This is a genomic window from Smaragdicoccus niigatensis DSM 44881 = NBRC 103563 (genome assembly GCF_000380645.1).
Classification (GTDB): Bacteria; Actinomycetota; Actinomycetes; order Mycobacteriales; family Mycobacteriaceae; genus Smaragdicoccus; species Smaragdicoccus niigatensis.
In genome coordinates this window covers 202,634-229,234 of the sequence record NZ_AQXZ01000014.1, presented here as the reverse complement: position 1 = coordinate 229,234, position 26,601 = coordinate 202,634, and the positions used below count along the sequence as shown (strand labels likewise).

General features: G+C 63.7%; 31 protein-coding genes. 13 read left to right on the top strand and 18 right to left on the bottom strand.

Annotated elements, in window-relative coordinates; translation table 11 throughout:
• Window positions 1–11: 11 nt before the first annotated feature.
• The 9 genes from F600_RS0108100 to F600_RS0108060 all read right to left on the bottom strand — a co-directional run bounded on the left by F600_RS0108100 (window position 12) and on the right by F600_RS0108060 (window position 8,358).
• Window positions 12–1,895: an ABC transporter ATP-binding protein/permease gene (locus tag F600_RS0108100; protein ID WP_018160102.1), complete on the bottom strand. Its 1,884-nt coding sequence runs from the start codon at window positions 1,893–1,895 to the stop codon at window positions 12–14.
• Between the two features lie 59 nt (window positions 1,896–1,954).
• Window positions 1,955–2,257, bottom strand: a complete 303-nt coding sequence (locus tag F600_RS0108095; protein ID WP_156024476.1) for a hypothetical protein — start codon at window positions 2,255–2,257, stop codon at window positions 1,955–1,957.
• Window positions 2,258–2,347: 90 nt separating this feature from the next.
• Entirely contained in the window at window positions 2,348–3,190 is an 843-nt protein-coding gene (locus tag F600_RS0108090) for an alpha/beta fold hydrolase (RefSeq protein WP_018160100.1), read from the bottom strand.
• 30 nt (window positions 3,191–3,220) lie between these two features.
• On the bottom strand, window positions 3,221–4,408 hold the full coding sequence (locus F600_RS0108085; protein ID WP_018160099.1) for a hypothetical protein: 1,188 nt from the start codon (window positions 4,406–4,408) through the stop codon (window positions 3,221–3,223).
• 6 nt (window positions 4,409–4,414) lie between these two features.
• Window positions 4,415–4,873, bottom strand: a complete 459-nt coding sequence (locus F600_RS27450; protein ID WP_081628765.1) for an MTB12 C-terminal domain-containing protein — start codon at window positions 4,871–4,873, stop codon at window positions 4,415–4,417.
• Between the two features lie 404 nt (window positions 4,874–5,277).
• Window positions 5,278–6,465, bottom strand: a complete 1,188-nt coding sequence (locus F600_RS0108075; protein WP_081628764.1) for a hypothetical protein — start codon at window positions 6,463–6,465, stop codon at window positions 5,278–5,280.
• Between the two features lie 6 nt (window positions 6,466–6,471).
• The gene (locus F600_RS27445) at window positions 6,472–6,930 is read right to left on the bottom strand and encodes an MTB12 C-terminal domain-containing protein (RefSeq protein ID WP_018160096.1); all 459 of its coding nucleotides are present in this window, start codon (window positions 6,928–6,930) and stop codon (window positions 6,472–6,474) included.
• A 291-nt stretch (window positions 6,931–7,221) separates the two neighbouring features.
• Window positions 7,222–7,602 (bottom strand): nuclear transport factor 2 family protein, encoded by a 381-nt coding sequence (locus F600_RS0108065; RefSeq protein WP_018160095.1) that lies wholly within the window; start codon window positions 7,600–7,602, stop codon window positions 7,222–7,224.
• A gap of 9 nt (window positions 7,603–7,611) precedes the next feature.
• Window positions 7,612–8,358, bottom strand: a complete 747-nt coding sequence (locus F600_RS0108060) for an SDR family oxidoreductase (RefSeq protein WP_018160094.1) — start codon at window positions 8,356–8,358, stop codon at window positions 7,612–7,614.
• Window positions 8,359–8,432: 74 nt separating this feature from the next.
• On the opposite strand from F600_RS0108060, the gene F600_RS0108055 reads away from it, so the two are divergent.
• On the top strand, window positions 8,433–8,924 hold the full coding sequence (locus F600_RS0108055) for an RrF2 family transcriptional regulator (protein WP_018160093.1): 492 nt from the start codon (window positions 8,433–8,435) through the stop codon (window positions 8,922–8,924).
• On the opposite strand, the gene F600_RS0108050 is transcribed toward F600_RS0108055, so the two are convergent.
• A complete protein-coding gene (locus tag F600_RS0108050) occupies window positions 8,925–9,443 on the bottom strand; it encodes a hypothetical protein (protein ID WP_018160092.1) in 519 nt (172 codons plus the stop codon). It lies immediately after the preceding gene.
• Between the two features lie 123 nt (window positions 9,444–9,566).
• Here F600_RS0108050 and F600_RS0108045 point away from each other — a divergent pair, with 123 nt between their 5' ends.
• On the top strand, window positions 9,567–10,616 hold the full coding sequence (locus F600_RS0108045; protein ID WP_211220048.1) for a YncE family protein: 1,050 nt from the start codon (window positions 9,567–9,569) through the stop codon (window positions 10,614–10,616).
• Here F600_RS0108045 and soxR read toward each other — a convergent pair.
• Window positions 10,613–11,080 (bottom strand): redox-sensitive transcriptional activator SoxR, encoded by a 468-nt coding sequence (soxR, locus tag F600_RS0108040; RefSeq protein ID WP_018160090.1) that lies wholly within the window; start codon window positions 11,078–11,080, stop codon window positions 10,613–10,615. The two genes, F600_RS0108045 and soxR, sit on opposite strands and share 4 nt — an antisense overlap.
• 80 nt (window positions 11,081–11,160) lie before the next feature.
• On the opposite strand from soxR, the gene F600_RS0108035 reads away from it, so the two are divergent.
• On the top strand, window positions 11,161–11,853 hold the full coding sequence (locus F600_RS0108035) for an SDR family NAD(P)-dependent oxidoreductase (RefSeq protein WP_018160089.1): 693 nt from the start codon (window positions 11,161–11,163) through the stop codon (window positions 11,851–11,853).
• Entirely contained in the window at window positions 11,853–12,893 is a 1,041-nt protein-coding gene (locus F600_RS0108030) for an S-adenosylmethionine:tRNA ribosyltransferase-isomerase (RefSeq protein WP_018160088.1), read from the top strand. The genes F600_RS0108035 and F600_RS0108030 overlap by 1 nt, the downstream gene beginning before the upstream one ends.
• On the opposite strand, the gene F600_RS27440 is transcribed toward F600_RS0108030, so the two are convergent.
• A complete protein-coding gene (locus tag F600_RS27440; protein ID WP_018160087.1) occupies window positions 12,890–13,570 on the bottom strand; it encodes a GntR family transcriptional regulator in 681 nt (226 codons plus the stop codon). The two genes, F600_RS0108030 and F600_RS27440, sit on opposite strands and share 4 nt — an antisense overlap.
• Window positions 13,571–13,678: 108 nt before the next feature.
• On the opposite strand from F600_RS27440, the gene F600_RS0108020 reads away from it, so the two are divergent.
• The 5 genes from F600_RS0108020 to biuH all read left to right on the top strand — a co-directional run bounded on the left by F600_RS0108020 (window position 13,679) and on the right by biuH (window position 19,134).
• On the top strand, window positions 13,679–15,214 hold the full coding sequence (locus F600_RS0108020; protein WP_040630795.1) for an ABC transporter ATP-binding protein: 1,536 nt from the start codon (window positions 13,679–13,681) through the stop codon (window positions 15,212–15,214).
• On the top strand, window positions 15,211–16,257 hold the full coding sequence (locus tag F600_RS0108015) for an ABC transporter permease (protein ID WP_018160085.1): 1,047 nt from the start codon (window positions 15,211–15,213) through the stop codon (window positions 16,255–16,257). Before F600_RS0108020 ends, F600_RS0108015 begins: the two co-directional genes overlap by 4 nt.
• Window positions 16,254–17,174, top strand: a complete 921-nt coding sequence (locus F600_RS0108010; RefSeq protein WP_018160084.1) for an ABC transporter permease — start codon at window positions 16,254–16,256, stop codon at window positions 17,172–17,174. The genes F600_RS0108015 and F600_RS0108010 overlap by 4 nt, the downstream gene beginning before the upstream one ends.
• Before the next feature lie 38 nt (window positions 17,175–17,212).
• Window positions 17,213–18,352, top strand: a complete 1,140-nt coding sequence (locus F600_RS0108005) for a BMP family ABC transporter substrate-binding protein (RefSeq protein ID WP_018160083.1) — start codon at window positions 17,213–17,215, stop codon at window positions 18,350–18,352.
• A 74-nt stretch (window positions 18,353–18,426) separates the two neighbouring features.
• Window positions 18,427–19,134: a biuret amidohydrolase gene (gene biuH / locus F600_RS0108000; protein ID WP_018160082.1), complete on the top strand. Its 708-nt coding sequence runs from the start codon at window positions 18,427–18,429 to the stop codon at window positions 19,132–19,134.
• On the opposite strand, the gene F600_RS0107995 is transcribed toward biuH, so the two are convergent.
• Complete coding sequence (locus F600_RS0107995) at window positions 19,135–19,929, bottom strand: PIG-L family deacetylase (protein WP_018160081.1); 795 nt, start codon at window positions 19,927–19,929, stop codon at window positions 19,135–19,137.
• A gap of 128 nt (window positions 19,930–20,057) precedes the next feature.
• Window positions 20,058–20,267, bottom strand: a complete 210-nt coding sequence (locus F600_RS0107990) for a hypothetical protein (RefSeq protein WP_156024475.1) — start codon at window positions 20,265–20,267, stop codon at window positions 20,058–20,060.
• A 348-nt stretch (window positions 20,268–20,615) separates the two neighbouring features.
• On the opposite strand from F600_RS0107990, the gene F600_RS0107985 reads away from it, so the two are divergent.
• Together F600_RS0107985 and F600_RS0107980 are read left to right on the top strand one after the other, a co-directional pair.
• Complete coding sequence (locus F600_RS0107985; protein ID WP_156024474.1) at window positions 20,616–21,497, top strand: DUF5995 family protein; 882 nt, start codon at window positions 20,616–20,618, stop codon at window positions 21,495–21,497.
• Window positions 21,497–22,345 carry a DUF5995 family protein gene (locus F600_RS0107980; RefSeq protein ID WP_018160078.1) on the top strand — a complete coding sequence of 283 codons (849 nt, stop codon included), beginning with the start codon at window positions 21,497–21,499 and terminating at the stop codon, window positions 22,343–22,345. Before F600_RS0107985 ends, F600_RS0107980 begins: the two co-directional genes overlap by 1 nt.
• A 28-nt stretch (window positions 22,346–22,373) precedes the next feature.
• On the opposite strand, the gene F600_RS0107975 is transcribed toward F600_RS0107980, so the two are convergent.
• Entirely contained in the window at window positions 22,374–22,802 is a 429-nt protein-coding gene (locus tag F600_RS0107975) for a hypothetical protein (RefSeq protein WP_026306296.1), read from the bottom strand.
• Window positions 22,803–22,867: 65 nt separating this feature from the next.
• Here F600_RS0107975 and F600_RS0107970 point away from each other — a divergent pair, with 65 nt between their 5' ends.
• Window positions 22,868–23,506, top strand: a complete 639-nt coding sequence (locus tag F600_RS0107970; protein ID WP_040630885.1) for a CPBP family intramembrane glutamic endopeptidase — start codon at window positions 22,868–22,870, stop codon at window positions 23,504–23,506.
• Here the strand turns inward: F600_RS0107970 and F600_RS0107965 are convergent.
• The 3 genes from F600_RS0107965 to F600_RS0107955 all read right to left on the bottom strand — a co-directional run bounded on the left by F600_RS0107965 (window position 23,466) and on the right by F600_RS0107955 (window position 25,884).
• On the bottom strand, window positions 23,466–24,413 hold the full coding sequence (locus F600_RS0107965) for an NAD(P)H-binding protein (protein ID WP_156024473.1): 948 nt from the start codon (window positions 24,411–24,413) through the stop codon (window positions 23,466–23,468). The two genes, F600_RS0107970 and F600_RS0107965, sit on opposite strands and share 41 nt — an antisense overlap.
• A 70-nt stretch (window positions 24,414–24,483) precedes the next feature.
• The gene (locus F600_RS0107960; RefSeq protein WP_018160074.1) at window positions 24,484–24,969 is read right to left on the bottom strand and encodes an anthrone oxygenase family protein; all 486 of its coding nucleotides are present in this window, start codon (window positions 24,967–24,969) and stop codon (window positions 24,484–24,486) included.
• Window positions 24,970–24,978: 9 nt separating this feature from the next.
• Window positions 24,979–25,884 carry an NAD-dependent epimerase/dehydratase family protein gene (locus tag F600_RS0107955; protein WP_040630882.1) on the bottom strand — a complete coding sequence of 302 codons (906 nt, stop codon included), beginning with the start codon at window positions 25,882–25,884 and terminating at the stop codon, window positions 24,979–24,981.
• A 150-nt stretch (window positions 25,885–26,034) separates the two neighbouring features.
• Here F600_RS0107955 and F600_RS0107950 point away from each other — a divergent pair, with 150 nt between their 5' ends.
• Window positions 26,035–26,583 carry a dihydrofolate reductase family protein gene (locus tag F600_RS0107950; protein ID WP_018160072.1) on the top strand — a complete coding sequence of 183 codons (549 nt, stop codon included), beginning with the start codon at window positions 26,035–26,037 and terminating at the stop codon, window positions 26,581–26,583.
• Window positions 26,584–26,601: the final 18 nt, after the last annotated feature.

Genomic DNA, 26,601 nt, shown 5'->3' with positions numbered 1-26,601 from the left:
GTCCGCACCAATCAGTTCGCGATGTCGTCGAGAGACCAGGTTCCGTCGCCGGCCAGCGTCAGGCGCTTGTCGTGGTGCACATCGACGGTGCTTCGGTGCGCGACCGAGACGAGGATCAGTCCCGGAAGCTGTTCTCGAACGGTCGAATACAACGTGTATTCGAGACCTTGGTCGATCGATGATGTCGCTTCGTCGAGGAACACGACCTTCGGCTGATTGAGCAGAATGCGCGCGAAGGCCACGCGCTGCTGCTCTCCCGGGGACAGGATGTGGTCCCACAGCTGTACCTCGTCGAAGCGGTCCGCGAGGTGCGGCAGGAAGACATCGTGCAGGACCTGGCGGAGTCGGTCGTCCGAGAATTCCTCGTCCTTCGCGGGATAGGTCAGTGCCGTCCGCAGCGGACCGAGTGGCATGTACGGCATCTGCGACAGGAACATCGTCTGACTACCTGGCGGGTGCGCGACATCGCCGTCACACCACGGCCACAGTCCGGCCAGGCTGCGCAGCAGAGTGGTCTTTCCACTACCCGAGGCGCCGGACACGACGATCGCATCCGACTCGTTCAGCACCAGCGAGAGGTCGTCGATCAGGCTCGTTCCATCCGGCAGGCGAACGGTGACCCGCGACAGCGTCACCGAGTCGTCGCTGTCGGTCGGAACGATCTTCGGCAGATCCCGCGCAATCTCGTCGGCGCTCAGCATTCCGTCGAGGCGGACGAGGGTCGACCGGAAGTAGGTGAACGCGTCGTACGAATTCCGCAGGATCGACAGCGAGTCGTGCACGTTGCTGAATGCCTGGGCCGACTGCGTCAGATCACCGAGCTTGATCTGTCCGGCGAACAACCGTGGCGCCTGGAGCACGATGGCGAAAACGGCCGCGACCTGGCTCACCGCCAGATTCCAGGCATTGAATTTGATGTCCCGGTAGACCAGGCGCCACCGGTTGTCGATCACCCGGTCGAAGCGTCGGAAGACCTCAGCCCGCTCGACTTCCTGGCCGCGGTAGAACGCGACCCGCTCCGCCGAATCGCGCAGGCGGATGAGTGCATACCGGAAGCTCGCGGTCAACGCCTGGAGCGAGAAGTTCAAACGGATGAGCGGACGGCCGACCCAGAACGCGATGACCGTCGCGATGGTCACGTAGATCAGCGCACCCCACACCAATGCGTGCGGAACGGTGGTTCCGAGCACGGTCAGCGGACCGGACAGCTCCCACAGAATCGTGGTGAACGAGACGATCGTCAAGCAAGAACCGATGACGCCCGGCGCCGGAACCACATATTCGCCCACCATGCCGCCGAACGCCAGTGAGTAGGCGCCACGGGTGAATTCGTCGACGTCCTGCTGGATTCGCTGATCCGGATTGTCGATCGTCGAATCCACGAAACGGGACCGGTAGTAGGCGTCGCCGCGCAGCCAGTCGCCGGCCGCCCGATTGTTGAGCCAGATACGCCAGCGGATCTGTAAAACCTGACCGATCCAGAACTCGAACATCGAGCGAACGACGTGGATCGTCGCCAGCACGAAGAAGACTTTCATGGCGAACCAGAAATCGTTCTCGGCTTGATTGAGTGCAGCTTTGTCACCCTGTGCGATCGCCGAGAAGGCGTTCTGGAGCGAGGTGTACAGGTCGTTGCCCTGATAGGTGAGAAGCACCGTCAGGCGTACGGAGGAAACCTGCATTACCAACACGACGGCGACAATCAGCAGGTCACGCCATTGAGTCCGGGGATCGAAGTAGCCCGCGCTGATTCGCCAGAATTGGCGTCCCCATTCCGTGGAGCGAATGAGAATCGCGCCGACGACCAGCAGCACTATTGCGGTGATCGCCGACGCTTCGGCGATCCACCACAAGCTCTTGAGAAGCTCATTTCCCCAATCGACCGAGGTCGTCATCGGCTCAATGTAAACGAGCCAATTCCGCTACCGGACCATGATCGAAAAGTCGAAACCTTTTAGTAAGCGGTTTGGGCGAATGAGTACGAGTGATAAACGATCGTGCAGCCCTTGGCCTGGTTCACCTCGGCCACAAACTGCGTCGCCGACTGGGTCTGGCCATTCGTCAGATACTTGTTGGCCTCGGCCGTGTAGTAATCGCAGGTTTCCCGCAAACCGGTCGAGGCTGGCGTCTCGTTGTAGTAGCCGTTCTTCAGCGCGTACGTTCCGGCCGGCACTTTCGCCTGGGCGACGGTGGTTGCCCCGAGCACCGAGCCAAGTGCGATCCCCGCCATGAAAACCCCGGCGCCAACTTGTCGCATGAACATGAATTCCCCAACTTCTCGATCAACTTTGTTGATGTTGATCGTGGTCGAAGTTCGAGAACCCAACCAGGTACCCCAGGGATGGACTCACCCCACCCCGGTGGATCCCGCCCGCTCCGCGATGATCGCCGCCAGTTCCTCGGGACAGTCGTCCGGAACCCAATGCGTGGCATCCAGCACTTCCAAGCGGTACGGACCAGTGACGTAGTCACCCGCGAGTTCGGCGGTCTTCCGCGCCATCAACCCGTCCCGTGTGCTCCAGACGTGCGTGGTCGGCACGGTCACTTTGCGCAAAGCCTCGGGTCCCGCGATGAACATCGCGCGGTACCAGTTGACGGCCCCGTGCATCGCACCCGTGCCAGCAACGTCATCGACGATTCGGTCGATCTGGTCGTCGACCATTCCGGTTCCCGCGAGCCCTTCTCGAAGCTGCTGTTTCATACCGAGTATTCGTTCCGGAATCCACGGCACCTGGAACGCCAGCATGTACCAGGACCGCATCGACTGGCTGCTCGTCAGACACGCCCGCAGGAACGCCACCGGATGCGGAACAGAAATGGAGACAAATGATTTCACGCGATGTGGGTGCCTCGCGGCGACGGCCCAGCCTACGGTCGACCCCCAGTTGTGGCCGACCAGATGCACCGATTCAGTGCCCAGCGCATCGATCAACGCGAGGGTGTCTCCGACCAGCGCCCCGATCCGGTACTGGAATCGACTTCGCGGACGGGCACCCGGGGAGTAACCGCGCTGGGTCGGCGCGAACGTGCGAAATCCGCGCGCGTGGAGATGCGGAACCAGGCGAGCCCAACTCGCGCCGGTTTGCGGAAACCCATGCAGGAGCACGACCGGAGGTCCGTCGAGCGGACCTTCGTCAATGACGTCGAACGTGTACTTACCGTTCGAGAAGGTCGTGAGCCGCGAGGACATATGCGTCCGATCTTTGCAGCCGACGGTGACTTACGGGCCCCACAGCCGGAACAAAGCACCCGCATCCGGAACCGGCACATTGGGCTCGATCTCTGGCGTCGGCGTCAAGACCGTGAGGTAGACGATCGTAGCGACCTGAGCCCACGACAGGGTCACCGCTCGATCGGCCATCGGTTCTTCGTCTGTCGACAGCACCGCGAACGCCACCACGACCAGCGCGGCCGTGCCGAAATTGCTGAACCAACGCATCCAGTCGGTGCCCGTGGCGAAGACCGCCACGACCGATGACCCCATCAGCAGTGCGATCGCGGCCGAGGTCCGTCGGTCGAGGCGAGTGAATCGCGACAGCCAGCCGAATCCGACCGAGCGGCGGATCCACAGCACGTGGACGACAACGAGCAACGCGCCGACCGTCAACTGGGCCAAATGCTTGGTGAGGCCAACGTAATAAACCTCGCCGATCGAATCGGAAATCCCCTGGACCAGGAATCGGAACACCGTCGGTCCACGCAGCGCGGCGTCCTCGCGAAGTTGCGTCGCCACCGCGGGAGTGACCTTCCCGGCAATGACGATGACCAATAGAGCCAGGAAAGCAGGGCCAACAGCCGCGCCGGAAAGGTGCACATTCCTTCGCCAGGACCGTTCTCCGGTGATGAAAACGACCGGAACCGCCGCCAGGCCCCAGATGAGCAGCGTCGCTTCGTGCACGAAAACAAGCACCGCAAGCACCAGGCCGAGACCTCCGACTGCGGGCAGCAACCACCGCCGCAGGCGTAAACAAGCGACGCCGGTCAGTACGAGAACGATCAGCGCGAGTTCGTCCGTACGGCGGTAGTACACCAGCTCATCGACGACGAACGGACTGCACGCGATCAGCAGAGCCAGGAACGTCGATGCCGTTGTCCACCGGCGCACGAGCAGTTCGAGGACGATGAGAATCGCGACGATCGGCACGACCCAGCAGATGATGAGCGCGGCGTTGACCGCGAGATCGGACTGGCCGGTGATCTGTCCACCGAGACCGCGGCGAACGAAACCGTACCGATAGTCGACGAACCACATCGACTTCGCATAGACGGAGTTGGGTACGGTCGCGGACTTCACCACCTGGAGTCCGACGACGGCAAGGAGAAAGACCCGCAGGAGAGCCGGCGTCAGGCGCAGCCCAGCGGAGGTCGTTTGAACAGTCGACTTTGGCCGTTCAAGAGTGATGGTCATGACGTCCTACACACATGCTCTCGAGGACAGCTGCAGGACCGAGGCGAGCCGGCAGGCGTAGTCCTTTTCGATTTTCCAGACTCCGTCGTCGTATACGAACGGAACTTGCTGAGGGTGTTTCTCGGACCACAGGTCGACGTCGGCGTCGACGATGATCGACTTCGGATCCCGCTGGACGACGCTCCGCACCTGGACCTGCGCGCCCTCATCGGTGTACAGCGACAGAACCTTCGAGACCAGGTCCGGGTCGGCCACACTGCCCTGCACCAGCCCCTGCTTCTCACCCGCCGAGATCTTGGGATCGGTGGCGTGAGCAAGCCACGCGTCCATTTCAGCAACGCTCGGGATCGGTGCACCCACCGGCGCTGGCGGCCGAACCGGCACCTGCCCGCCGCACGCCGCAACCACCGGCGCCAGGAGCGCGGCCGATATGACAAATCCGCTTCGGCACACCCTGGATCGCATAATCCGCCCGCCCCCGCTGGTTGGCTGTTTGATTGCTGAACTCGTCAACTAATCGGCGATCCCCCTGAAGATCAACCGCTAGCCACGGTAGCCCGCAAGGCGCGGCAATCGGATTTCCAGCCGTTAACGGTGTAGTAACGAATTATCCGGGCAAAAAGGTTGCCCAAGTTCAAAGAAGAGCCAGTCACATCGTTTACCTGCCGATATGGTCGGCGGTGGTCGAGAAATGGTTCAAAATTCAGCCATTGTTTCGGGAGTCCGAAATCGCATTTCGGCGGACACCCAGGAAGAAATCAGGCGCTAAACTCAAATGGTGCAGATTTAAATTGTTACTGGCCGTTGCGCCGGTTTGCCACAGGTTGCCGGAGCGGGCAGTCGCGGTGATCCGCGCAAAGCCCGTGCACTCACAAGCCCAGCAGCCGATGGGCCGCGCCGACATCGGGGATCGGAAGGCTTGGCTCGAATTCGGGCGTGGGCGACAGGATCGTGAGGTACGCGACGACCGCCACTTGGGTCCACGACACATGCACAGTTCGGCTCGACATCGGTCGTTCGTCGACTGCCAGCACGGCGAATGCGACCACCACCAGCGCGGTCGCGCCGAAGCTGCTGAACCAGCGCATCCAGTCGATTCCCGTGGCGAACACGGCGAAGACGGTGCCACCGGTCAGCGCAGAGACGGCGAGCAAAGTGCGCCGGTCGAGTCGAGTGAACATCGACACCCATTGCAGTCCGACCGAACGACGAATCCACACGACGTGGACCAAGATCAACAGCGCGCCCAAAGTGAGCTGGGCGAGGTGTTTGCTCAACCCGACGTAAGAGACCTCGCCGAACGAGTCAGCGATGCCCTGGGACAGGAAACGGAATACCGTCGGGCCGCCAAGCGCAGCGTCTTCACGGAGCTGCGTCGCAACTGCGGGCGTCACCCTCCCCGCGATGACGATCCCCACGAGCGCCAGCAGTCCCGGACCGACTGCAGCGGCAGACAAACGAATGTTCCTCAGTCGCGATCGGTTTCCCGTCACGAACACCATCGGAACGGCCGCCAGACCCCAGATGAGCAGCGTCGCTTCGTGCACGAAAACGAGCACCGCGAGAACCACGCCGAGCCCGGCCAGCGTCGGCAGCAGCGATCGCCGCAACTGAAGACAGGCCACTCCGACGAGGACGAGGACGACAAGTCCCAGTTGGTCCGTCCGCCGGAAGTAGGCCAGCTCGCCGACCACGAGCGGACTGCACGCGAGCAGGATCGCCAACGACGTCGATGCGGCTGTCCAGCGGCGGACCAGCAGTTCGAGCACCACGACAATCGCGATGATCGGCAGGACCCAGCACATCGCAATCGCAGCGTTGACCGCCAACTCCGACTGCCCGGTGATCTGGCCACCCAGTCCGCGTCGGACGAAGCCGTACCGGTAGTCGACGAACCAGGCCGACTTCGTGTAGATCGACAGCGGCGCGGTCACGCCCTTGAGGATTTGTACCGCGACAACAACGGCAAGAAATGCGCGCAACCCCGCGGGCGAAAGATGCAGTCCGGCGGGACGCTGTCGCCTTCTCGCCCTGGGCCGTTCGCTGGTGATCGTCATGGCGGCTCACACGCACGCGGGTGACGAGAGGTTGAGGACCGCCGTGAGCCGGCACGCGTAGTCCTTCTCGATCTTCCACACGCCGCCGTCATAGACGAACGGCACCTGCTGCGGACGGGTCTCCGACCAGAGATCGAGGTCGGCATCAACGATGATCGACGTCGGATCGCGCTTCACGACATCTTTGACCTGCAGTTTCGCGCCCTCAGTCGAGTACAGCGACAGCACCTTCGACACCAGGTCGGGGTCGGCGATACTGCCCTGAACAAGGTCCTGTTTCTCGGCGGCCGGAATCGTGGGATCAATCGCGTGACGGAGCCACGCGTCCATCTCCGTGACGGTCGGAATCGGTGCGGTTTCCGCATGCTTCGGCTTCGTCGGAACTTTGCCGCCACACGCGGCGACTGTCGTCACCAGGAGCACGGCGGCCAGCACCCACGCGCTGCGGCACACGCTGGATTGCATTGTTCCCCCACCCCGAGTCGGAACACGCTGGTTGACTGCCGGAAGACCGGTTACGACGAACGGAAAATTGCAACCGCGTGATTTCGACCCTTAACGGTGTCGTAACGAATATTGCAGAATTCAAACGTAACACAAACCCCATGTGCCACAGAAGTGGTTTCTCGATAGAGGCTTCTACCTGCGGAAATGCGTTCTATCACCCATTGGTGGTGTGAATTGTCGGTTATTGTTCGTGTGCACGAAACCATTCGTCCACTAATTTTCGACGGCCTTACCCACAATTGCGCGGGTTCAAACCTCTTTTTCTGAATTAATTGTTCCCTGGTGGTAGATCGCCCGCCAGTCGTCACCGGCGCGCTCCCACAAGGTCGCGCGCATAGTGATTCGCGTACCCGCCTGCACGAGTCGGTACGTCGCGAGGAAAACGTTGTCCGCGAGCTGCCGGATTCGGAAAGCGGAGATCTCCCAGGGCTCTTCGTCATCGCTCTCGAACCGCCGCTCGAGCACCGCCCACACCTCTTCGCGGCTATACCGCCGGCCCGAGGCACCGACTTCCCAGAAGTCCTCCGAGGTCTGCCTCAGGAAATCGGCGCGAGACGTCCCCAGCACCCGGTGATGAAACAGCGGTTCCCGCCGCAGAAGTTCGCCTTCGATGTCCGCCGAACCGTCCACGCGCCGACGCTATCGCGCGGCCAGCCAGCTGTCGAAGTCCCGCTCCGCGATCCAGGCGTTCACTCCAGGGGTGGGGATGAGGGTGGAGTCTTCGATGACAGTGCCGAAGTAGCCGGCCGAGTGGTCGGGCACGACCGCGCGCGACTCACCCTCGGCTTCGAGAACCCGTCGCACGAGCTCCGACAGTGGGATCGCCTGCGGGCCGGCGATCTCGACGACTCCGGCCGGGCCGTTGAGAACTGCGTCGACAACCCGATCGCCAACGTCGTCGGCCGCGATGGGCTGCAGCGTGGCGTCGGTGACGCGGACCTGGCCATCGGTCGTACTGGTGTCCGCAACCGTGCGCATGAACTCGAAGAACTGCGTCGCCTTGACGATCGTCGTCGGAACCGGCGCGCCCTCTAAAGCCTTTTCTTGGGCAATCTTGGCTGCCATGTAGAAATTGTCCGGCGCGCGCTCGGCGCCGACGATCGAGACCGCAACGTGGTGTCCGACCCCCGCCTCCACCTCAGCTTTCAGCTGGTTCGCGGTCGATGTCGTGAAGAAGTCGATGAGTGCCTGGGCGTCCCAGTTCGGCGGATTGGTGACGTCGACGACGACATCGGCTCCGACGAGCGCGTCGGCAAGGCCTTCGCCCGTTGCCGTGTTCACGCCAGTGCTCGGCGACGCCGCGAGGACCGTGTGCCCCAGCGCTTCCAAACGCTCGCGCACCTTCCTGCCGATCAGTCCGGTTCCACCCACGATGACGACCTTCATGACGCCCCCTAACTTGGATATTCTTTGTCCGATTACTATACTCAGACAAGAAGTGTCCGCGTCAAGGGGTGAGAATGAAGCTTTCCGACGGAGTGGAGTGGGCGCTGCACTGTTGTGTCGTCCTGCGCATCGCCGATTGCCCGACGCCCGCGTCGCACCTCGCGGAATTCCATGACGTGTCGCCGAGCTACCTCGCGAAGCATCTGCAGGGCCTCGCACGGGCCGGAATCATTCGCTCGATTCAAGGCAAGGGCGGCGGTTATGTTCTCGGTCGTCCCGCGAACGAGATCAGCGTCCTTGATGTCGTCGAAGCCGTGAACGGCGCGAGCCCGTCGTTTGTGTGCACCGAAATCCGGCAGCGCGGGCCGTGTCAGACCCCGCCCGAGAAGTGCGTGGCCCCGTGTGGAATCAACGCCGTCATGCTGGCCGCCGATGCGGCCTGGCGAGCATCACTGCGGGGCGTGACCATCGCCGACCTGGCGTCTCGCGGGGACAAGACCGCGAACGGCGATGGGACAGGCGCGCTGGCGCCAGCGCGGGAATGGCTGGCGAGGGCGCGCGACTAGCTACGGAGCCGCCTTGACCGGCTCTTTCTTCAGCGACGACAGAGACCGGAGCTGAATCAGCATCGCGACAACAAACGCGGCGATGATGACGGACCCGATGGCCAGGGTGATGTGGAATCCCACTTCGATCCGCAGAAGCGCCATGATGTCGCCCGGCTTGCGCACGCGGTGCATCTGGTCGTGCGGCCACCAGGTGAGTGTTTCCCAGCAAATCGCGGCATAGGCCCAACCGCCCAGAGTCCGGTGTGTGGTGAGGTTCCGGAAAAACGGGAACGCGACGAGCGCAAACACCAAACCGAGCCCGAAGATGATCGACTCGACGAAGTTCGCCGACCACATGGTCAGGTTGAACCACATCGGCGGAGGTGCATCACCGCCACCCATGCCCGGCATTCCGGTCATCTTCGGTGCCGGCCAGATGATCAGGTTCAGACCGTAGGTGATGAAGGTTGCCGCCGTCGCGATGCCGGCCAGCTGGAGCTTCTTGGGCCGCGTCAACGGCCAGCTGAAGTAGTACATGAAACACTCCCGCATCTTGAGAGTCAGATGTTGATCTTTAAGGTACAACCTGAGATTTTGCCGGTAACCGTTTCAGTCCCGAATCAGACACCTACTGTGAAGATCGTGTCTCAGGCCTCCGTGATGTCAAGACCTTTCCGCAATGTAACCATCGCCAGCGCGGCGGTCGCCCTCGCGCTCGCCGGCTGCAGCAACGGCGCCGAACCGGAATCGCACATCGGTCAGACCGCCAAGGTGAATCCGAGTTCCGCCGCGGCCGTCTCGAAAGCTCAAGCCGCCGTCCGGATTACCGGTGAAGTGTCATTCGGCGGCCAGTATTCCGCCGGCGGCGTCGCGTTCGATCCCAAGACCAAGATGGTCTATGTGGCGAACCCGCAGGACAACACGGTGTCCGTGGTCGACCCGAAGACGAAGTCGATCACGCGCAAGATCAACGTGGACAACCACCCGGTCGAGGTCGCCGTCGATGGCACGAACCTGTACGTCACGCAGGTCAGTGGGAACAGCGCCGACACCCGGTCGAGCCCGGGCACGTTCTCGTTCATCGATCTCAACTCCGGATCGGTGACCGACACGGTCAGTCTCGGAACCGGCCCCACGGGCCTGGCGGTCGACCGTGACGCACACGTCGCCTACGTCGCGCGTGCGCAATCGTCGGCGGTGACGGCGATCGACCTCAATTCCAAGACGACGCGAACGCTGAACATCATCGAAGGCGGGCGCTGCGGCGGAATCGCTGTCGACCCGACCACGCACCTGATCTACGGCGTCGACGGGAACAACGGGCGAGTCGTCATCGCAGACCCCAACGGCAACATCGTCGGTTCGGCTCCGATCGGTGAGATGCCGCGCGGCATCGGCGTCGACCCCGGCAACAAGCGGGTCTACGTCCCGAGCACCGCGGGCAGCATCACGGTGATCGACACCGAGTCGCGGAGTGTGGTTGCGACGATCGACACGGGAAGCTCGCCGGGCACGGTGGGCATCGACACCGGGTCGCACATCTTCTACTCGACCGACAAGGACGGAAAGGTCTTCGCGATCGACCCGGCCACGAACACCGTGCTCGCGTCGTTCGACGTGGGTTCGTTCCCCGCGACGCCCGTCGTCGACCCGGAAACCCACACCGTGTACGTCTCGGCGACAGGTGTGTTGTCGATCGTCGAGCCTTAGACCCTGGGATGGGGCCGCCGGAGCAGCGGTGGTAAGTACGCTGCTCCCGGCGGGTCCACCGTCAAGGCGGCCACATCGCCGGGGTTCGAAATCCAACATTTGCCCATCGACAGACAGCCACACCCGATGCAGCTGTCGAGGCCGTCACGTAGCCGCTTGAGCGCGTTGATCTGGTCATCGAGCCGGCCGCGCCAATGCTTCGAAATCCGCTTCCAGTCGGCGGCGGTTGGCGTTCGCCCCTCCGGAAGCTGATCGAGTTCGGCTCGAATCTCTTCGAGGGTGAGGCCGACATTGCTCGCGGCCCGGATGAACGCCAAGCGGCGCAGCACTATTCGCTCGAACTGTCGTCGGCCACCGGGCGTGCGGGCGGCCGAGATGAGTCCTTGGGCCTCGTAATAGCGCAACGCGCTGGGCGCGAAGCCACTGCGTTTTGCCACGTCCGTGACGGTGAGATGAGCCTCCACAAGAATCTCCTTGACTTCAAGTTCACTTTAACTTGAACAGTGGAGAGCGAACAGGGACTGAACTCAACCAAGGAGATCCCATGAACGTCGCTCTTGTCACCGGAGGTTCTGCTGGCTTGGGCCGTGCCCTCGTCACTGCGCTCGCGGACCGAGGTTGGACCGTCATCACCGACGCGCGGGACGGTTCCCGTCTCCCGCAATCACCGAACGTCATCGCGATTACCGGTGACATCACCGACGGTGTGCACCGAAGGGCGCTCCTCGAGCAGGTGAAACTCGCCGACCGCCTCGACCTGCTCGTCCACAACGCCAGCGCGCTCGGACCGCGCTCGGGCGATACGCGGTACCGCGCGTTGGCGGAGACCACGCCGGAGGACTTCCAAGACGTCTGGCGTCCGAACATCGGCGCGCCGCTGGTTCTGACCAGCCTGCTCTTGCCGTGGCTCGTCGAGTCGCGCGGGATTCTGCTCTCGATCTCGTCGGATGCCGCCGTCGATCACTACGAAGGCTTCGGCCTGTACGGCGCGTCCAAGGCCGCGCTCGACCACATCACCCTGACGTTCGGCGCCGAGAATCCGACGATCTCGGCCTACGCCGTCGACCCGGGAGACATGCGCACGGAAATGCACCAAGAGTGGTTCCCGGGCGAAGACATCTCCGACCGGCCACTTCCCGAAACGGTCGTCCCGCATCTGCTCGCACTCATCAACGCCCGGCCGGCCAATGGGCGCTTCCGGGCTGCGGACATCAACCTCGTGCAAGAGGTGGCCTGATGACACTGCTTTCTGAACAACCCGTCACGCGATTCCGAGCGAGCACGTTCGCGCCTGCTCCACCCGAGCGGCGCGGAGTCCGGCGCGACCACGTCCGACTCCTCGTCGGCCGGACGGCGGGTATCACCCACGCCCACTTCCGGGACCTCCCGGACTTCCTCGCGCCCGGCGACCTCGTCGTCGTCAACGATTCCGCGACCATGGCTCGGCAGGTCGACGGTGTGTGGGCGCGCGGCGAGGTCATCGTCCACTTCGCGATGGAACTCGATGACGGACGTTGGGTCGTCGAGCTGCGCACACCGCCGCGGGCTCAGCGATCGATTCTCGATGCCACGGCCGGTGATGTGATCGAGGCGTCCGAAGTTGAAATCACTTTGGTGCGGCCCTATCCCGAGGAGGGCTCATCGCCCACGGGATCTGGGAACCGGCTGTGGACCGCAGCGATCGTGGGGGACGTCGCTGCGGTCTCGGCGCGGCCTATCTCCTACGGCTACCTCGATCGTTCTTACCCGCTCTCCGACTACCAAACCGTCTTCGGATTTCGGCCGGGAAGTGCGGAGATGCCCTCGGCTGGAAGACCTTTCACTCACGAGCTGGTCACCCGGCTGGTCACCTCAGGCATAGCGCTAGCGCCGATAACCCTGCACACCGGGGTGTCCTCGCAGGAGACCGGCGAGGCTCCGCAGCCCGAACGATTCTCGGTATCGCCGTCGACCGCGCGCCTGGTCAATCAGACGCGCAAGGCGGGCGGCCGGGTGATCGCGGTGGGGACGACGGTAGTCCGCGCTCTCGAGTCGGCGGTATCTGCAGGTCATGTCGAAGCGGCATCCGGATGGACGACGCGAGTGGTCACGCCGGCTCAGCCCCCAGCGGTCGTCAACGGGCTCATCACGGGGTGGCACGATCCCGAGGCCTCGCATCTGCTTCTCGTCGAAGCGGTCGCCGGTCCCGAACTCACCCAACGGGCGTACGACGCAGCGGTCGCCGAAGGCTACCTTTGGCACGAATTCGGAGATTCGGCGCTGCTGTTGCCGGGCTAAGAGCCGTCCGCGCGCAACAGTGCGAGGACGTCCAAGCGAGTGTCGTCGATGTGCTGGAAAGTCAGCGATTCTGCTGATTCCGGATCGCGATTTCGAACTGCCCGAAGGATCGCACAGTGCTCGTTGATCGATCGGTCGTGACGGAGGTCAGCCGCCGGCGAGAAGTAGAACCTCGCCCTGGCTCCGAGTTCGGACACAGTCCGGGTGAGCTGCTCGTTCTGCGAGCAGCCCGCGATTGCCGTGTGAAACTCGGCATTGAGCTCGGCGAACCGCACCGGGTCATCCGTTCGGCGCTGCGCCGCGACGATCTCCTCCAGCTCATCGACCTGCACACTCGAGCGGCGAGTCGCACCGAGGCGAGCCGAGTACGGCTCGACACACAACCTGACCTCAAACAGGTCCGACAATTCCTGCGCGGTTCTCGATGTGACGAACGCGCCCTGGTGGCGTCGAATCTCGATCCAATGCCGAGCGGCAAGCACTCGCAGTGCCTCCCGGACCGGAATATGACTCACGCCCAGTTGCTTCGACAGCGCATCCGCGTTGAGCCGATCGCCTGGTTGCAGCATCCGCCGCAGGATCGCGTCCTCGAGTACCGCGACGATCCACTGCGCCAGATCACCCTCGAACTCCGCTCGATCGATCGGCGAGATTGCCGACAAGCCCACGGAGTTCATGCCCCAATCCTATAGATCCCGCGGACCCGTACTCGCCATCGGCGACGCTTAACAACCTTTTAACTGCGCGAAAATGCCTCGAAACAAGCCGAGTGATCCTATAGGACCGTGTCCGAAACCCAAGCTCCCGTGCGCACGATCTACCCTGTAGCGCTGCTCGAAGCGGTCCGTCTGACCAAGGCTTTCGGCGAGATCCGGGCGAACACCGATGTGAGCCTCAAGCTCTGGCCCGGCGAGGTCCACGCGCTCGTCGGCGAGAACGGCGCGGGTAAGTCCACCTTGCTGAAGATGATGTACGGAGTCTACACCCCGGATTCGGGAGCCCTGATCGTCGCCGGCAAAGAGGCCCCGCTCGGTTCGCCGGCCGATGCGCGCCGGCTCGGGATCGGCATGGTGTTCCAGGATCTGCGCCTCGTTCCCGCTCTCACCGTCGCCGAGAACATTGCACTCGCCCTGCCGGAAGGTCCGCTGCTGCGGCTGCGCGACCTGTCCCGACGGATCTCCGAAGCCAGCACCCGGTTCGGATTGGCGGTGAAACCGGACGCGAAGGTGGCACACCTGTCAATCGGAGAGCGTCAACGCGCGGAGATTCTCAAGGTGCTCATGACCGGTGCGCGACTGGTCATTCTCGACGAGCCGACGAGCGTCCTCGCACCTCAGGAGGTCGAGTCTCTCTTCGCTGTCATCCGGCAACTCCGCGAGCAAGACCTCGGAGTCCTCATCGTCACGCACAAACTCGACGAAGTTCGCGCCATCGCCGATCGCGCGACAGTCCTCCGGGCCGGGAAGACCGTGCTCGTCGGTGTCGACCCGGCGGACTACACCAACTCCCAACTCGTGGAGGCGATGGTCGGCCGTACCGTTGCCGACCTCGCGGCTCGACCCTCCCTGATCGAGACGAATGGACACCGCGCCCTCGTTCTCACCGGCGTGACCTGTGTCGGGGACCAGGGACATACGGCACTCAAGGACGTCACTGTCGAAGTTCGTCCGGGAGAACTCGTCGGTGTCGCGGGAGTCGCTGGCAGCGGACAGCGCGAACTGTGCGAGGTCGCGCTCGGGCTGCGAAAGCCTGCCACCGGCACCGTCGCAGTGAACGGGACCGCCGTTTCACATCCAGTGCAGGCACTCGACGCCGGGGCAGTCTGCGTTCCGGAAGACCCGGTGGCCGACTCTGTCGTCGAACGACTCACCGTGCTCGAACACATGGCACTCGACGGCAGACCGCTGCCCGCGCGCCGCATGGGAATCGCCTGGACTGATGTGAAAGAACGCACCGAGACGGCGAACGAGCGAATGGCGTTGAACATCGCACCTCGCGCGCGGCGCGTCAGCGAACTTTCCGGCGGCAACATTCAGCGCGTCATCCTGACGCGGGAACTCTCCGTCGACTCGACACTCGTCGTCGCGGCCTATCCGAGTCGCGGACTCGACATTGCAAATGCCCGTCGCACGCAGGAGTTGCTGCTCGAGCGTCGGGACGCGGGGGCCGGGGTGCTCATGGTGTCCGAGGATCTCGACGAACTCATGAGCATGGCCGATCGCATCGTCGTGCTGCACGACGGCCACATCAGCGGCGAGGTCGACCGTGCCCGGTTCGACCGCCAGACGATCGGCCAGATGATGATCGGACGGACAGCATGACGCGGGCCGTGTCCAACTGGAAGTTGTCTGCTTCCGTGCCGGTCGTCAGCCGGTGGGTCATCGCAATCAGCCTGGCGTTCATCATCTTCGGAATCCTGCTGATGACCCAGGGCGTCAACCCGTTCACCGGTTATGCCGAGATGTTCGCGTCGACATTCGAGCGGCCGCGTTCTCTCCAGCAGATCGCCATCGAGATGGCGCCACTCATCCTCGGCGCACTGGCGGTGGCGATTCCCGCGCGAGCAGGCCTGACCAATGTCGGCGGTGAGGGGCAGATCATCATCGGCGGAGTCGCCGCCGCCGGCGTGTTCCAAGTACTGGGAGACACCGCACCACCTGCGGTGTTGCTCGTGTCGATGCTCCTCGCGAGCATGGTCGCCGGCGCCGCGTGGGCCGGTATCGCCGCGGCGATGCGGTTGTGGGGCGGTGTCAACGAGGCGATTACGACGCTGCTGCTCAACTTTGTCGCGCTCGACGTCTTGCTATTTCTCATCTACTCGCCGTGGCGGTGGAGCCCGACTGGGCAGCCCGCCACCAAGGAACTCGCCGACCCGGCCAAGTTGCCGGTCATCAGCGGCACGAAGATCCACGTCGGCATCATCGTCGCTCTCATTGCGGTCGCCGTCGTCTGGTTCGTCCTCGAGCGCACCCGATGGGGATTCAAGATCTCTGTCGCCGGCGGAAACGCCGAAGCCGCGCGGCGGGCCGGCATGCGAGTCGGAATGCTCGTTCTGTCGGCGCTCGTGATCGGTGGCGCGCTTGCCGGACTCGCCGGAATGGTTCATTACGCCGGCGTCGAGTACAAGCTGCGTCCCGGTTTCGGAGCCCAGCTCGGGTACATCTCGTTCCTCGCGTGCTGGGTGGCGCGGCACCGGCCACTCCCGATCGTCGCCGCCACGTTCGTATTCGCCGCACTGTCGGTCGCGAGCGACAGCATGCAGCTGGACCTGCGCGTACCCGCGGCCTCGACGAACATCCTCACCGCTCTCATTCTCATCGCCGTTCTCGGCTGGACGTCCACCCGGAAGCAGGTTGCCGCATGAGTCTCATCGTGGACGTCGTCGCCGGTGGAGTACGTGGCGGTACATCGATCATGTACGCCGCCGCGGGCGAAACCGTGGGCGAGCGAGCGGGCGTCATCAATCTGGGAACCGAAGGTTCCATGCTGGTCGGGGCCCTTGCCGCGTACATGGTGACGGTCGAAACCGGTAGTCCGTGGATCGGCGCCTTTGCCGGAGCCACCGCGGGCGCAGTCCTTTCGGCAATACACGCCTATCTCGTGGTGTGGCGGCGGGCAAATCAGTTCGCTTCCGGTTTGGCGATGTTGTTCGTAGCGCTCGGCGCAACGTCGATGTTCGGTGCGGCCTACGTGGGACGCCCGGTCCACGGGTTTCACATCTGGAATGTGCCGGGACTGTCCTCGATCCCCGTGCTGGGACCGATCCTCTTCCGGCACGACCCGCTCGTTTACCTCAGCTTCGCGACAATTCCCGCCCTGTGGTTCCTGTTGTTCCGGACCCGGATCGGTCTCCTCATTCGCACTGCCGGTGAACGCGCGGACGCGCTACTGGTCCATGGCTACAACGTCCGGCACGTCCGATTGCTGGCAGTGACGTTCGGCGGCTTCCTCGCCGGGCTCGGCGGTGCCCACCTATCCATCGCCTACGCCAACGCTTGGTTCGAAAACATGGTCGCCGGAAGGGGTTTCATCGCGGTTGCCTTGGTCATCTTCGCGGTGTGGAGTCCGTGGCGGGTCATGGGCGGCGCCTACCTCTTCGGCATGGCGCTCGCGCTCAGCAGCGCACTTCAGGCCCGCGGGTACGCGTTCAACCAGTTTGCACTCGACGCGATCCCGTTCGTACTGACCCTCGTCGTCCTGGCCGTGCTCGGAAAACGAACGCTGACCTCCGCTCCAGCCGAACTCAAACGAGTCATCGAGAACGCACCCGCGCGCAGCTGACACCCCAAATGAAAGGAACCGGTATGTCCCGTTTACGAATGAGTCCTCGAAAAACGGCCCTTGCGGCCGGGCTGATCTCGGCCGCACTGGCGTTGGCGTCCTGTTCATCGGCGACCTCCACGAAGTCCTTTGACGGTGCGCCGGGTGCGGATACCAAGGCGGTCGGGTTCATCACCGTCGGCCCCAAGGACGACTTCGGATACAACCAAGCCGTGTTCGGCGGAGCCGACGCGGTGCGCAAAGCATTCCCGGGCCTCGAGGTCCTCACCGCGGAGAACGTTCCCGAGGACGACACGGCCGCCACGACCATGGAGCAGATGATCGACAAGGGCGCGAAGCTGATCTTCGCGACCAGCTACGGTCACCTCGATGCGGCGGAGAAGGTCGCGAAGGAACACCCGGACGTCGTCGTGGTGCAGCAGGGCAACACGATCACCGGTGAGATCCCGAAGAACTCCGGAACCTACTTCGGCACCGTGTACGAGCCGATGTATCTCGCCGGGATCGCCGCCGGTGCGGCAACGAAGACCGGCAAGCTCGGGTACGTCTACGCGTTCCCGATTCCGCAGACCATCGCGAACATCGACGCCTTCGAGCGCGGCGCACAGACGGTGCGCCCGGACGTTCAGACCATCACAGTGAGCACTTCATCGTGGTGCGACCCCGGTAAGCAGCAAGCCGCAGCCGACAGCCTCCTGTCGCAGGGTGTCGATGTCATGACCCAGCATCAGGACTGCACTGCCACCGTTATCCAGGCGGCAGAGAAGGCGGGCGCGATGACCGTCGGCTACCACGCTGACGCATCGAGTCTCGCGCCGAAGGGCTGGCTGACCGGCGCGGTGTGGGACTGGGGCCCGCTCTACACGGACATTGTCAAGACCGTCAAGGACGGCAAGTTCGTCGGAAGCAAGTACAACGCCAACTTCCGAGTGGGCTACAAGACCGGAACCAACCCGTTCGTCATGGCCGGTTATGGCCCGTCTGTCACCGACGAGACGAAGGCGAAGATCGACGCCGCGCGGGCCTGGCTCGCCACCCCCGAAGGGTCTCCGTTCGCCGGTCCGGTGAACGACCAGAACGGCGAAGTGAAGATCCCGGCAGGCCAGGTGCCCGACTACGCCAAGAACGACGAGATGGACTTCTTCGTCCAGGGCGTCGTCGGAACGCTGTCCAAGTAGGAGCCGGGCAGGACCGCCGTACGCGCGGCGGTCCTGCCCTCCGTGGCGACGCACTCATCCCCAGGAGTTATGCAATGAGTCCCCTTGTCTTCGAACAGATTGACGCCGAGCCCTACGCGTGGCCGTACGACGGTTCGTTCAGCTCGGCGACCACCGCCCTCATCAACATCGACTGGCAAGTCGACTTCTGCGGCCCCGGCGGCTACGTCGACCAGATGGGCTACGACCTCAACCTGACGCGAGCCGGCCTCGAACCCACGCAGCGCGTGCTGGCTGCCGCCCGCGAGGCTGGAATGACCGTCATCCATACGCGCGAGGGCCACCGACCGGACCTGTCCGACTGTCCGCCGAACAAGTTGTGGCGCTCCGACCAGATTTCCGCCCGCATCGGTTCACTCGGACCGTGCGGCCGGATTCTCACCCGAGGCGAGCCGGGCTGGGAAATCGTGCCCGAGGTCGCGCCCATCGACGGTGAACTCGTGATCGACAAGCCGGGCAAGGGGTCGTTCTATGCCACCGACCTCGACCTGCTCCTGCGTCTACGCCGCATCACGCACCTCATCTTCACGGGAATCACGACCGACGTGTGTGTGCACACCACGATGCGTGATGCCAACGACCGCGGCTATGAATGTCTGCTGCTGACCGACTGCACGGGCGCCACCGACCGCGGCAACTACGAAGCCGCGCTGAAGATGGTGACCATGCAAGGCGGCGTTTTCGGCGCGATTGCCGACTCGTCCGCGCTCTTGAAGGCGATGAGCAACGGCGCGACAGCCTGATCACTCGTCGAGGAACCAACCCTCGCGCATTCCCGGCGGCCGTCCCGGCTCGCTGTAGAACTCGGTCCCGAAGACTGCGGCGAAAACCTCGGGCGGCATCGCCATGAAGCTCCCGATGTCGGTCACCTGACTCGCGTGCGACTGCATCGCTGCCCGGCGCTGCTCGAGAAACGCGGAAACATCCACCTGCCAGTGGATCTCGGCTTCGGGCGTGCCCATGGGATTGCCGTCGTCCATCGGGCCGTCCGGATCGAAGCCGAAATCCTGCCCCGCGGCCAGCGCGAGGTCGCGGAACGCGCGCAGCCGGTCTCGGTTGAACGTCGCCTCCAGCACCCGCGGGCGTCGGACGGCGAGTTCGGCGGCCCGGTGCACGACGTGGTGCAGTTTCACGTGGTCCGGGTGACCGTAGCCGCCGTGCCAGTCGTAGCCCGTGACAATGTCGGCGTTCTCCTCATCGAGGATCTGCGCGAGACGTCCAGCCGCTTCGTCGAGGTCGGCGTTGTGGAAGTTGTTCGGCTCGTGATTCTGCTCCCAGCCGGTCATCCCCGAGTCCGAGTAGCCCAGCCACGCAACTCGGCTGGTACCGGTCGCCGCGGCCGACATGTCAGCCTCCTTGCGGCGCCGGTCGACCAGCGTCTCCCCAGGTGCCAGATCCTCGGGAACCTCGCCGTGGTCTCCGTTCGTGCCATAGACGACCACGACGCGATGCCCCTCCGCGGACGCCTTCGCCATCGACCCGGAGGTCTGCGAACTCTCGTCGTCGGGATGGGCGTGGACGAAGACGATGGTGGTCACGCCTTCATCCTGCCTGAGGGCACCGACAGAGTCGGATCACCTCAATGATTTCCTCCGGCACCACCGGTCCACGGCGTACGCCGTGGACACGGGGAACAACAACGCGACGAAGGGGCAGATCAGCGCGATTACTGGCGGATCCGTCCACCCAGGCCGACCCGGGCGGACTCCTGGCGGGCGGTCAGCGCAGACTCGACGTTCTCCGCGAAGTCCCCGATAAAGCGACGGCCGGCGTCGATCGCGGATTCGATCCGCTTCGCGACTTCCTCGTAGAACGCCTGTACGCGCTCGCGAGCTGCGTCGAACGTCCGGTCAGCGACTTCCTGGAATGTGGTCAAGATCAGCTCCTGCTCAGGTGGCGAATGGGTACGCCTCGAATCCGCGGGTGCGCGGTCTTCGTTGGCCATGAGCGCGGTCCGATCGACTCGGTCGAGGAACGTGTGGACAGGCTAGTCAATTGCAGTAGGCACTGTCAATGACACTCGCCGCTGTCATCGAAACCGGCAGAATTCGCCCCATCGGTGACATCGACCACGTCCAGACACCATTTGAGACGCTCCGCACAAAATTAGATTTACAAATCTATTCTTTTTAGACTCATTTCCTAACTGATTAATTTTGATGCGTTTCCCGCGTTATCAGCGGGTTTTTGTGCGCGCGATTTCCGATTTGTGAGGCGGTTCCAGATGCGGGTGGCTCGTGGCCGAAGATTCTTGGGTGCCAGCATTATTGGCGCTCTTCTGTGCACAATCCCGGCGGTCGCCGTCGGCTCCGCACAGGCCATGGCGGTATCGCCGGTGTCCGCGAAAAGTACTGAGTGCCGTCACGAATTCACCGGCGCAGACCGCACCGAACTAATTACTCTGAGTGATCCCTCGACACTTCGCGATCTGCATGACGCCCGCGATCGCGCGACGCGAATTCGCGCGTTGTTCGTCAAGAATCACGACTACCGCGGCACGTTCGCCGTCTTCTACAAAGCGGTCCTCGACGGCGCCGTCCCCTCGATCGACAACGGCGACTACGCCGACCGCGACTATGTGACCGCGGTCAGCCTGGACTTCTTCAAGCGCTACCTCGAGAACCTGCACGGCCATCTGACCGGCGGACCGGTCACTCCGTACTGGCAGAACTTCTACGACAAGACCGCGGAGTGCAACCTGTCGCCGGGACGGGTACTGCTGGCCGCGCTCAACGCGCACGTCATCATCGACCTTCCGCAGGCCGTTGCGACCGCCGGGTCGTCGCAGCGCAATTTCGACGACTTCATGAAAGTCGGAGACAGTCTGCAGGCGTCGACCTCGGTGATGTTCGCCGACTTCAAACAGGTCTACGGCGAGGACGTGTCCGGTTTCTTCGGCGGACTCATTTTCGGCGATGCGATCGATCTGGTCGTCGGACCCGGCGGTACGCAGTACACCGTGCTGCAGTCGGCGCGCGCCTACGCGTTCGCCAATGGGCTTGAGCTCCAAGGTTTCACGAAGGCAGGTGCCTTCGCACGGATGCATGCGAGCTGGCTCCTTGCCGAAGGGTTTGTCACGACGTCCGCAACTGCAGGAGCAATCTGATGAAGCGACTTCTCCTCGCCGTAATGATCGCGCTCGCACTTCCCATGGCGGGCGCTGGACTGGCAGATGCAACTCCGACGGCGACGAACGCATCGTGCCGCCATGAGTTTTCGGATGCGGAAATGCAGCGGTTGATCGCGTTGAGCGACCCGGCCCAGCTGCATGACCTCTACGACGCGCGAACCAAGGTCACCGAGATCGCGGGGATCTTCTCGCAGTACGCCGACTACCGCGGATTGTTCGCGATCTACTACCGCGACACCTTGAACTCGGCGATCCCCGCTCTCGAGGACACCCGCTACGAGGACATGCGCTGGGCGTGGGCTGCGAGCTTCGACTTCGTTGACCGATACCTGACGAACCTGCACGGCCACCTCACCGGCGGATCTGTGGCGCCGTGGTGGCAGCACCACTACGCGATGACCGCCGATTGTTCGAAGTCGCCGGGTCGAGTGCTCACCTCGGCACTCAACGCGCACCTCATCGAGGACTTCCCGCGCGCACTCGCGAAGGTCGGTACGACGCCGGCAAACACGGGTGACTTCTTCGCCGTCGGCAATGACCTCATCCCGACGACGCCGACGATCGTCGCCGACATCAAAGCGGTGTACGGCTACGACATGTCGCGCTTCTTCCAGCTGTATTTCGTCGGTGACGTGGTGGACCCGGTGTTCGGCGACGGGACGACCTCCTACGTGTTCTCGCAGGCCGGACGCGCGCAGTCGTTCTCGTTCGGACTGATGCTCGGGCCGAACCCGAACTCGCCCGCGGTTCTCGCGGCGATGGACGCGAGCTTCGTCGCGACCGAGGCAGCGATGGACGGGTTGGCGGCGTCGGGCGAGCTGTAGCGCAGCTACTCAGAGCAGCCTGGGTGCGTCAGCGGTCGGCAGGGACCGCCTCGTGTCCAGGCCGACCGGGAGTGATCCGTTGCTGCTTGAGTTCGGCCTCGTACACGTGCCGGACTCCGTCCGCGAGCTTGTCCCGTGCCGCCCGTTCCAGATCCCGCACAGTCGTCCAATATCCGTCGTCGAACTCCTCGACGACCTGAAAAGTCCACCGGCCCGCAAGCACATTCAGTCCGATGACTTCGGTGCGAATTCGGTCCGCCCAAGCGGCCTGCTCGGCTTCGTCGAATTTCTGTGCCGCGTCCGCGAACAACTTGTCGGCACGACCGACGAGCTGATGAGACGCGTACAGATGTCCACGCGCCTGCTCGACCGTCTCGAGCGCCTCCGACAACTTTCCCAATGCCTCGACCGTCGAATCGGACACTCCGCTCGGCCGACGTACCAACGAATCATCCATAGATGAGTGCATTCCCCGCTACTTCACGCTGAATCGGAGCTGAAGGATTGCGTACCGTGGAGGCGATGAACACCGACACCTCCGACGCCAAGCAGTCGGTGCCGACCTGGCGACTCGTCGCGGCCGGCGTGACGCTCGCCGTCGGGGCTTGGTGTACGTGGGCATCACTCCGAATAGCGCCTGGTGATCCGGACTTTCTGCCGATGGCGACGCTTCTCGCACTCACGTGGCTGACCGGCGCGATCGTCGTCGGGGGCCGGCCGAGGTTGGTCGAGGCGGGGAGTCGCTGGCGCCTGGCGATCGGCATTGGCGTCGCGCTGTGTGTGGCGTCGCTCGTGGGTGGCGCGTTGGTCCGATTCGTGCCGTATGTCGGTGAGATCGTCCTCGAGGTGCTTGCGCACAGCGCATCCGGACCGCTTGCGCTCATCGCCGTGGTGACCGCAGCCGCCGGACTAGCGGAAGAGCTCTTTTTCCGTGGCGCTCTGTATTCGCTGACGAAGGTCCACCCGATCGTCGTGACGACGTGCATCTATGCGCTGGTCACAGCCGCATCGGGCAACATCATGCTCGTCGGCGCGGCGGTGCTGGTCGGCGGTGTGACAGCGGTTCAGCGGTCGTTGACCGGCGGAATCGCCGTGTCGGTGGGGACGCACGTTCTGTGGGCTATGACGATGCTGTTCGCTTTGCCGCATCTGCTCGGTTGAGGTCGCCAAGGGCAACCTCGACCATTTCCGCATAGGACAAGGGCTCACCCGGCACGATCTCGCGGATCGCACGATCAGTGACCACCACCTCGGTTCCCATGGACTCCACCAGATTCCGCGCCACTGTCCGATCGACACCCGTGATCATCGCAATCCATCGCGCCGACATGTCGTGCACAGTGTTCGTCACGAGCCGCGCCCGAAAAATCGGTACGCGGATGATCGGAACTGTTGTCCCGTGGATGGCCTGCGCCGCGCCCTTCATCATCTCGACGTAGGTCAGCTGGTCGCGGCCGCCGATTTCGAACACCTGCCCGATCGCCCGTTCGTCACCGGCGACTCCGACGAGGTAGCGAATCACGTCGACGAGGGCAATCGGCTGACTGCGGGTCGTCGCCCAGTTCGGAACCGCCATGAGCCGCAACCGCCTGACGAGTAGACGCGTCATCTCCCAGGAGACGCCTCCGGCCCCGACGATGACGGCGGCCCGGAGCACGGTGACCGGTACACCGCTCGCCGTGAGAATTCCTTCGACCTCTCGGCGAGACCGCAGATGGGGCGACAGATGCACGGCGTCTGAGCCGAGGCCGCCCAGGTAGATGATCTGTTTGACCCCAGCGTCGGCAGCGGCCCGCCCAAATGACCTCGCCCCAGCGGCATCTCGCTTCTCGAAGTCCTTCGAATCCAGCGAATGAACGAGGTAGTAGGCGATCTCGACGCCTTGCAGCGCAGCCACCAGACTGTCCGGATCCAGGACGTCTCCAGCGACCGGCTTTCCCGGGCCCCGGTACCTGTCCGCATTGCGCGTGAGGGCGCGAACGTCGTGCCCACGCGCGACGAGTGCTTCAACGAGCGCCGACCCCACGAAACCGGTCGCACCAGTGACGAGAATGGCTGAACTCTGCACGTCGACTCCGTCCACCGATCTAGGGATGGCTTTCCCTTATCTCTACCAGTGAATCAACCTCACCGGCGGCTTAGCGTTCGGTGACAGCGAGAGCCCATCCGAGAAGGCCGAATGCCACGAGGGACAAAGCGGTCCGAACATGATTGGACATTTCCCAGACCGATGCCTTGAACGCAGCGCGCGCCGCTGCGACGTCAATCGAGTTCGGGTCACCAGCGGCCTTGAGCGCGTCGTTCAGGGGCACATTGATCGCAACGGTGAGCACGACTGCGATGGCGTAGAGAACCAAGGCGGCAACGACCCAGCCGAACGCCGCGGTCCGGAAAGTCAGCGCGGCAGACGCCGCAGTTGCCACCAGCGCGCCGAGGAAGCACCCGCCAATGAACCACGGATTGATGATCGCTCGGTCCATTGCCTGAAATGAGGCGACGAACGTCCGGTCGTCGGTAGTGCGAAGGCCGGGCATGATCGTGTGGCTATACAGCGCGAACGCCCCGGCGGTAAGGCCCATGGTGATGGTGGCGAGCAGGAGCGTAATGATCCGGATCGTCGGCATAGCCAAAAACTAGCCCGTCGAAGCGGTCGCTGCCCAGCCCTCACGCACGGTCGGATACTTCGGCGCCCACCCGGTTGCCCTGGAGAATTTGTCGCTGGAGACGCGGAGCGACCGCAAGACCAGATTCATGTTTCGGCCCCCGAGCGAGGCGAGCCGCCCAGGTCCTCGGACCCACTGCTTCTTCCCGACCGCGTCCGAAATAGCGTCGCCGAAACCGCGTTTGGTCACTGGCTCGCAGGCGACGTTGTAGATGCCCGCGGGTGCCGCGAGTGCAGCCACGACCGCCTGGCCCGCGTCCTCGAGATGAATCAGCGACATGTACCGCTTCGCCGGACCGAGAACGATCCCGAAATGCAGCCGGGCAAGCCCCATCATCTGAGCGCTTTGTACCGATCCCGGGCCGTAGAACAGACCGAATCGCAGCACCACCCCCGTGCCACCGGAATTCGTGAACTGCTGCGCATTTCCCTCCGCCACCGGCGTCGAGGTCACGATCGGCACGAGGTCAAGCGGCGCCGACTCGGTTATCCATGCATCGCCGCTGTCCGGATAGACCATGCAGATCGACTCCTGAACCAGTCGCGGTACCCCCGCGGCGAGCGCGGCCTTGGTGACGGCAGCCGACCCCTCGACGCGGATACGCGAGTTCGCCCGCCAGGCGAACGTGAACGGGAACATCGCCAGGCTCGGAATCGAGGTGGCGAGGTTGACGACGGCGTCGTGCCCGGCAAACGCGGTTGTCAGTTCCTCGGCGTCAAACAGCGAAACGCGCGCCGGGTTCGCGCCGAACTGCTTCGCCAGGGCGGCCTTCTCATCTGTCCGCGCGAGCGCAGTGACCTCGTGACCTGCATCGATGAGCGCGCGGACCGCGTATGGACCGACCGCGCCGGTTGCTCCGGTGACGAAAACCTTCACCACTGACCCCTTGCGTGTGAGTTGGCCCGGTCGCTACCGAAAGAATTTCAGAATTTCTTTTCGATCGGTGTCGCAACGGGGCATCCCCGTTCGTAGTCCAGTTGAAACCACCTCAAAACGCCCGGCCCGGGCGGACCGAAAGGACCTCCAATGTCTGCCAAGATCGCCGTTCACGAGTTCATCTCCGCCGATGGAGTCTTTGAATCACCAACCTGGACCTTCGAATTCGGCTTCGACCCGAAGATGGGCGAGACCATCGGCGCCATGTGCGCCGATGCGAGCGCGATCCTTCTCGGACGCAAGACGCACGAAATGTTCGCGCCGGCCTGGCGCGAGCGCACCACCGAGGACGACCCGGGCGCACCTTTCTTCAACGAGTCCGAGAAGCTCGTCGTCGGCTCGAACCCGCCGGCCGAGGAATGGAACAACACCACGTTCATCGGCAGCTACGACGCCGCCAAGATCCAGCAGCTCAAGGACGAGCGGGAGGGCACGCTGTACATCTCGGGCAGCGGCCAGCTGGTTCGCGCACTCCTGCAGGACGGGCTCGTCGACGAACTGCACCTGTTCGTCTACCCGATTGCTCTGGGTGCCGGCGAGAAGTTCTGGCGTGACGGCGAATCGACGAAGATGCAGCTCAACGGCCATGACGTCTACGCCAACGGCGTAGTGCACTTGAACTACGGGCCGGCAGCGTAGGTGGGAAAAGACCACCCC

Excerpts from the sequence above, each read along its gene's own strand:
- F600_RS0108010 (WP_018160084.1), top strand. The coding sequence starts at position 16,254 with ATGAGTCTCATCGTGGACGTCGTCGCCGGTGGAGTACGTGGCGGTACA.
- F600_RS0108055 (WP_018160093.1), top strand. The coding sequence starts at position 8,433 with ATGAAGCTTTCCGACGGAGTGGAGTGGGCGCTGCACTGTTGTGTCGTC.
- F600_RS0108045 (WP_211220048.1), top strand. The coding sequence starts at position 9,567 with ATGTCAAGACCTTTCCGCAATGTAACCATCGCCAGCGCGGCGGTCGCC.
- F600_RS0108035 (WP_018160089.1), top strand. The coding sequence starts at position 11,161 with ATGAACGTCGCTCTTGTCACCGGAGGTTCTGCTGGCTTGGGCCGTGCC.
- F600_RS0107960 (WP_018160074.1), bottom strand. The coding sequence starts at position 24,969 with ATGCCGACGATCCGGATCATTACGCTCCTGCTCGCCACCATCACCATG.
- F600_RS0108060 (WP_018160094.1), bottom strand. The coding sequence starts at position 8,358 with ATGAAGGTCGTCATCGTGGGTGGAACCGGACTGATCGGCAGGAAGGTG.
- F600_RS0108090 (WP_018160100.1), bottom strand. The coding sequence starts at position 3,190 with ATGTCCTCGCGGCTCACGACCTTCTCGAACGGTAAGTACACGTTCGAC.
- F600_RS0108075 (WP_081628764.1), bottom strand. The coding sequence starts at position 6,465 with ATGACGATCACCAGCGAACGGCCCAGGGCGAGAAGGCGACAGCGTCCC.
- F600_RS27450 (WP_081628765.1), bottom strand. The coding sequence starts at position 4,873 with ATGCGATCCAGGGTGTGCCGAAGCGGATTTGTCATATCGGCCGCGCTC.
- F600_RS0107970 (WP_040630885.1), top strand. The coding sequence starts at position 22,868 with ATGAACACCGACACCTCCGACGCCAAGCAGTCGGTGCCGACCTGGCGA.
- F600_RS0107980 (WP_018160078.1), top strand. The coding sequence starts at position 21,497 with ATGAAGCGACTTCTCCTCGCCGTAATGATCGCGCTCGCACTTCCCATG.
- F600_RS0108005 (WP_018160083.1), top strand. The coding sequence starts at position 17,213 with ATGAGTCCTCGAAAAACGGCCCTTGCGGCCGGGCTGATCTCGGCCGCA.
- F600_RS0108015 (WP_018160085.1), top strand. The coding sequence starts at position 15,211 with ATGACGCGGGCCGTGTCCAACTGGAAGTTGTCTGCTTCCGTGCCGGTC.
- F600_RS0108100 (WP_018160102.1), bottom strand. The coding sequence starts at position 1,895 with ATGACGACCTCGGTCGATTGGGGAAATGAGCTTCTCAAGAGCTTGTGG.
- F600_RS0107975 (WP_026306296.1), bottom strand. The coding sequence starts at position 22,802 with ATGGATGATTCGTTGGTACGTCGGCCGAGCGGAGTGTCCGATTCGACG.
- F600_RS0107985 (WP_156024474.1), top strand. The coding sequence starts at position 20,616 with ATGCGGGTGGCTCGTGGCCGAAGATTCTTGGGTGCCAGCATTATTGGC.
- F600_RS0108095 (WP_156024476.1), bottom strand. The coding sequence starts at position 2,257 with ATGCGACAAGTTGGCGCCGGGGTTTTCATGGCGGGGATCGCACTTGGC.
- F600_RS0108050 (WP_018160092.1), bottom strand. The coding sequence starts at position 9,443 with ATGTACTACTTCAGCTGGCCGTTGACGCGGCCCAAGAAGCTCCAGCTG.
- F600_RS0108085 (WP_018160099.1), bottom strand. The coding sequence starts at position 4,408 with ATGACCATCACTCTTGAACGGCCAAAGTCGACTGTTCAAACGACCTCC.
- F600_RS0107950 (WP_018160072.1), top strand. The coding sequence starts at position 26,035 with ATGTCTGCCAAGATCGCCGTTCACGAGTTCATCTCCGCCGATGGAGTC.
- F600_RS27440 (WP_018160087.1), bottom strand. The coding sequence starts at position 13,570 with ATGAACTCCGTGGGCTTGTCGGCAATCTCGCCGATCGATCGAGCGGAG.
- biuH (WP_018160082.1), top strand. The coding sequence starts at position 18,427 with ATGAGTCCCCTTGTCTTCGAACAGATTGACGCCGAGCCCTACGCGTGG.
- F600_RS27445 (WP_018160096.1), bottom strand. The coding sequence starts at position 6,930 with ATGCAATCCAGCGTGTGCCGCAGCGCGTGGGTGCTGGCCGCCGTGCTC.
- F600_RS0108030 (WP_018160088.1), top strand. The coding sequence starts at position 11,853 with ATGACACTGCTTTCTGAACAACCCGTCACGCGATTCCGAGCGAGCACG.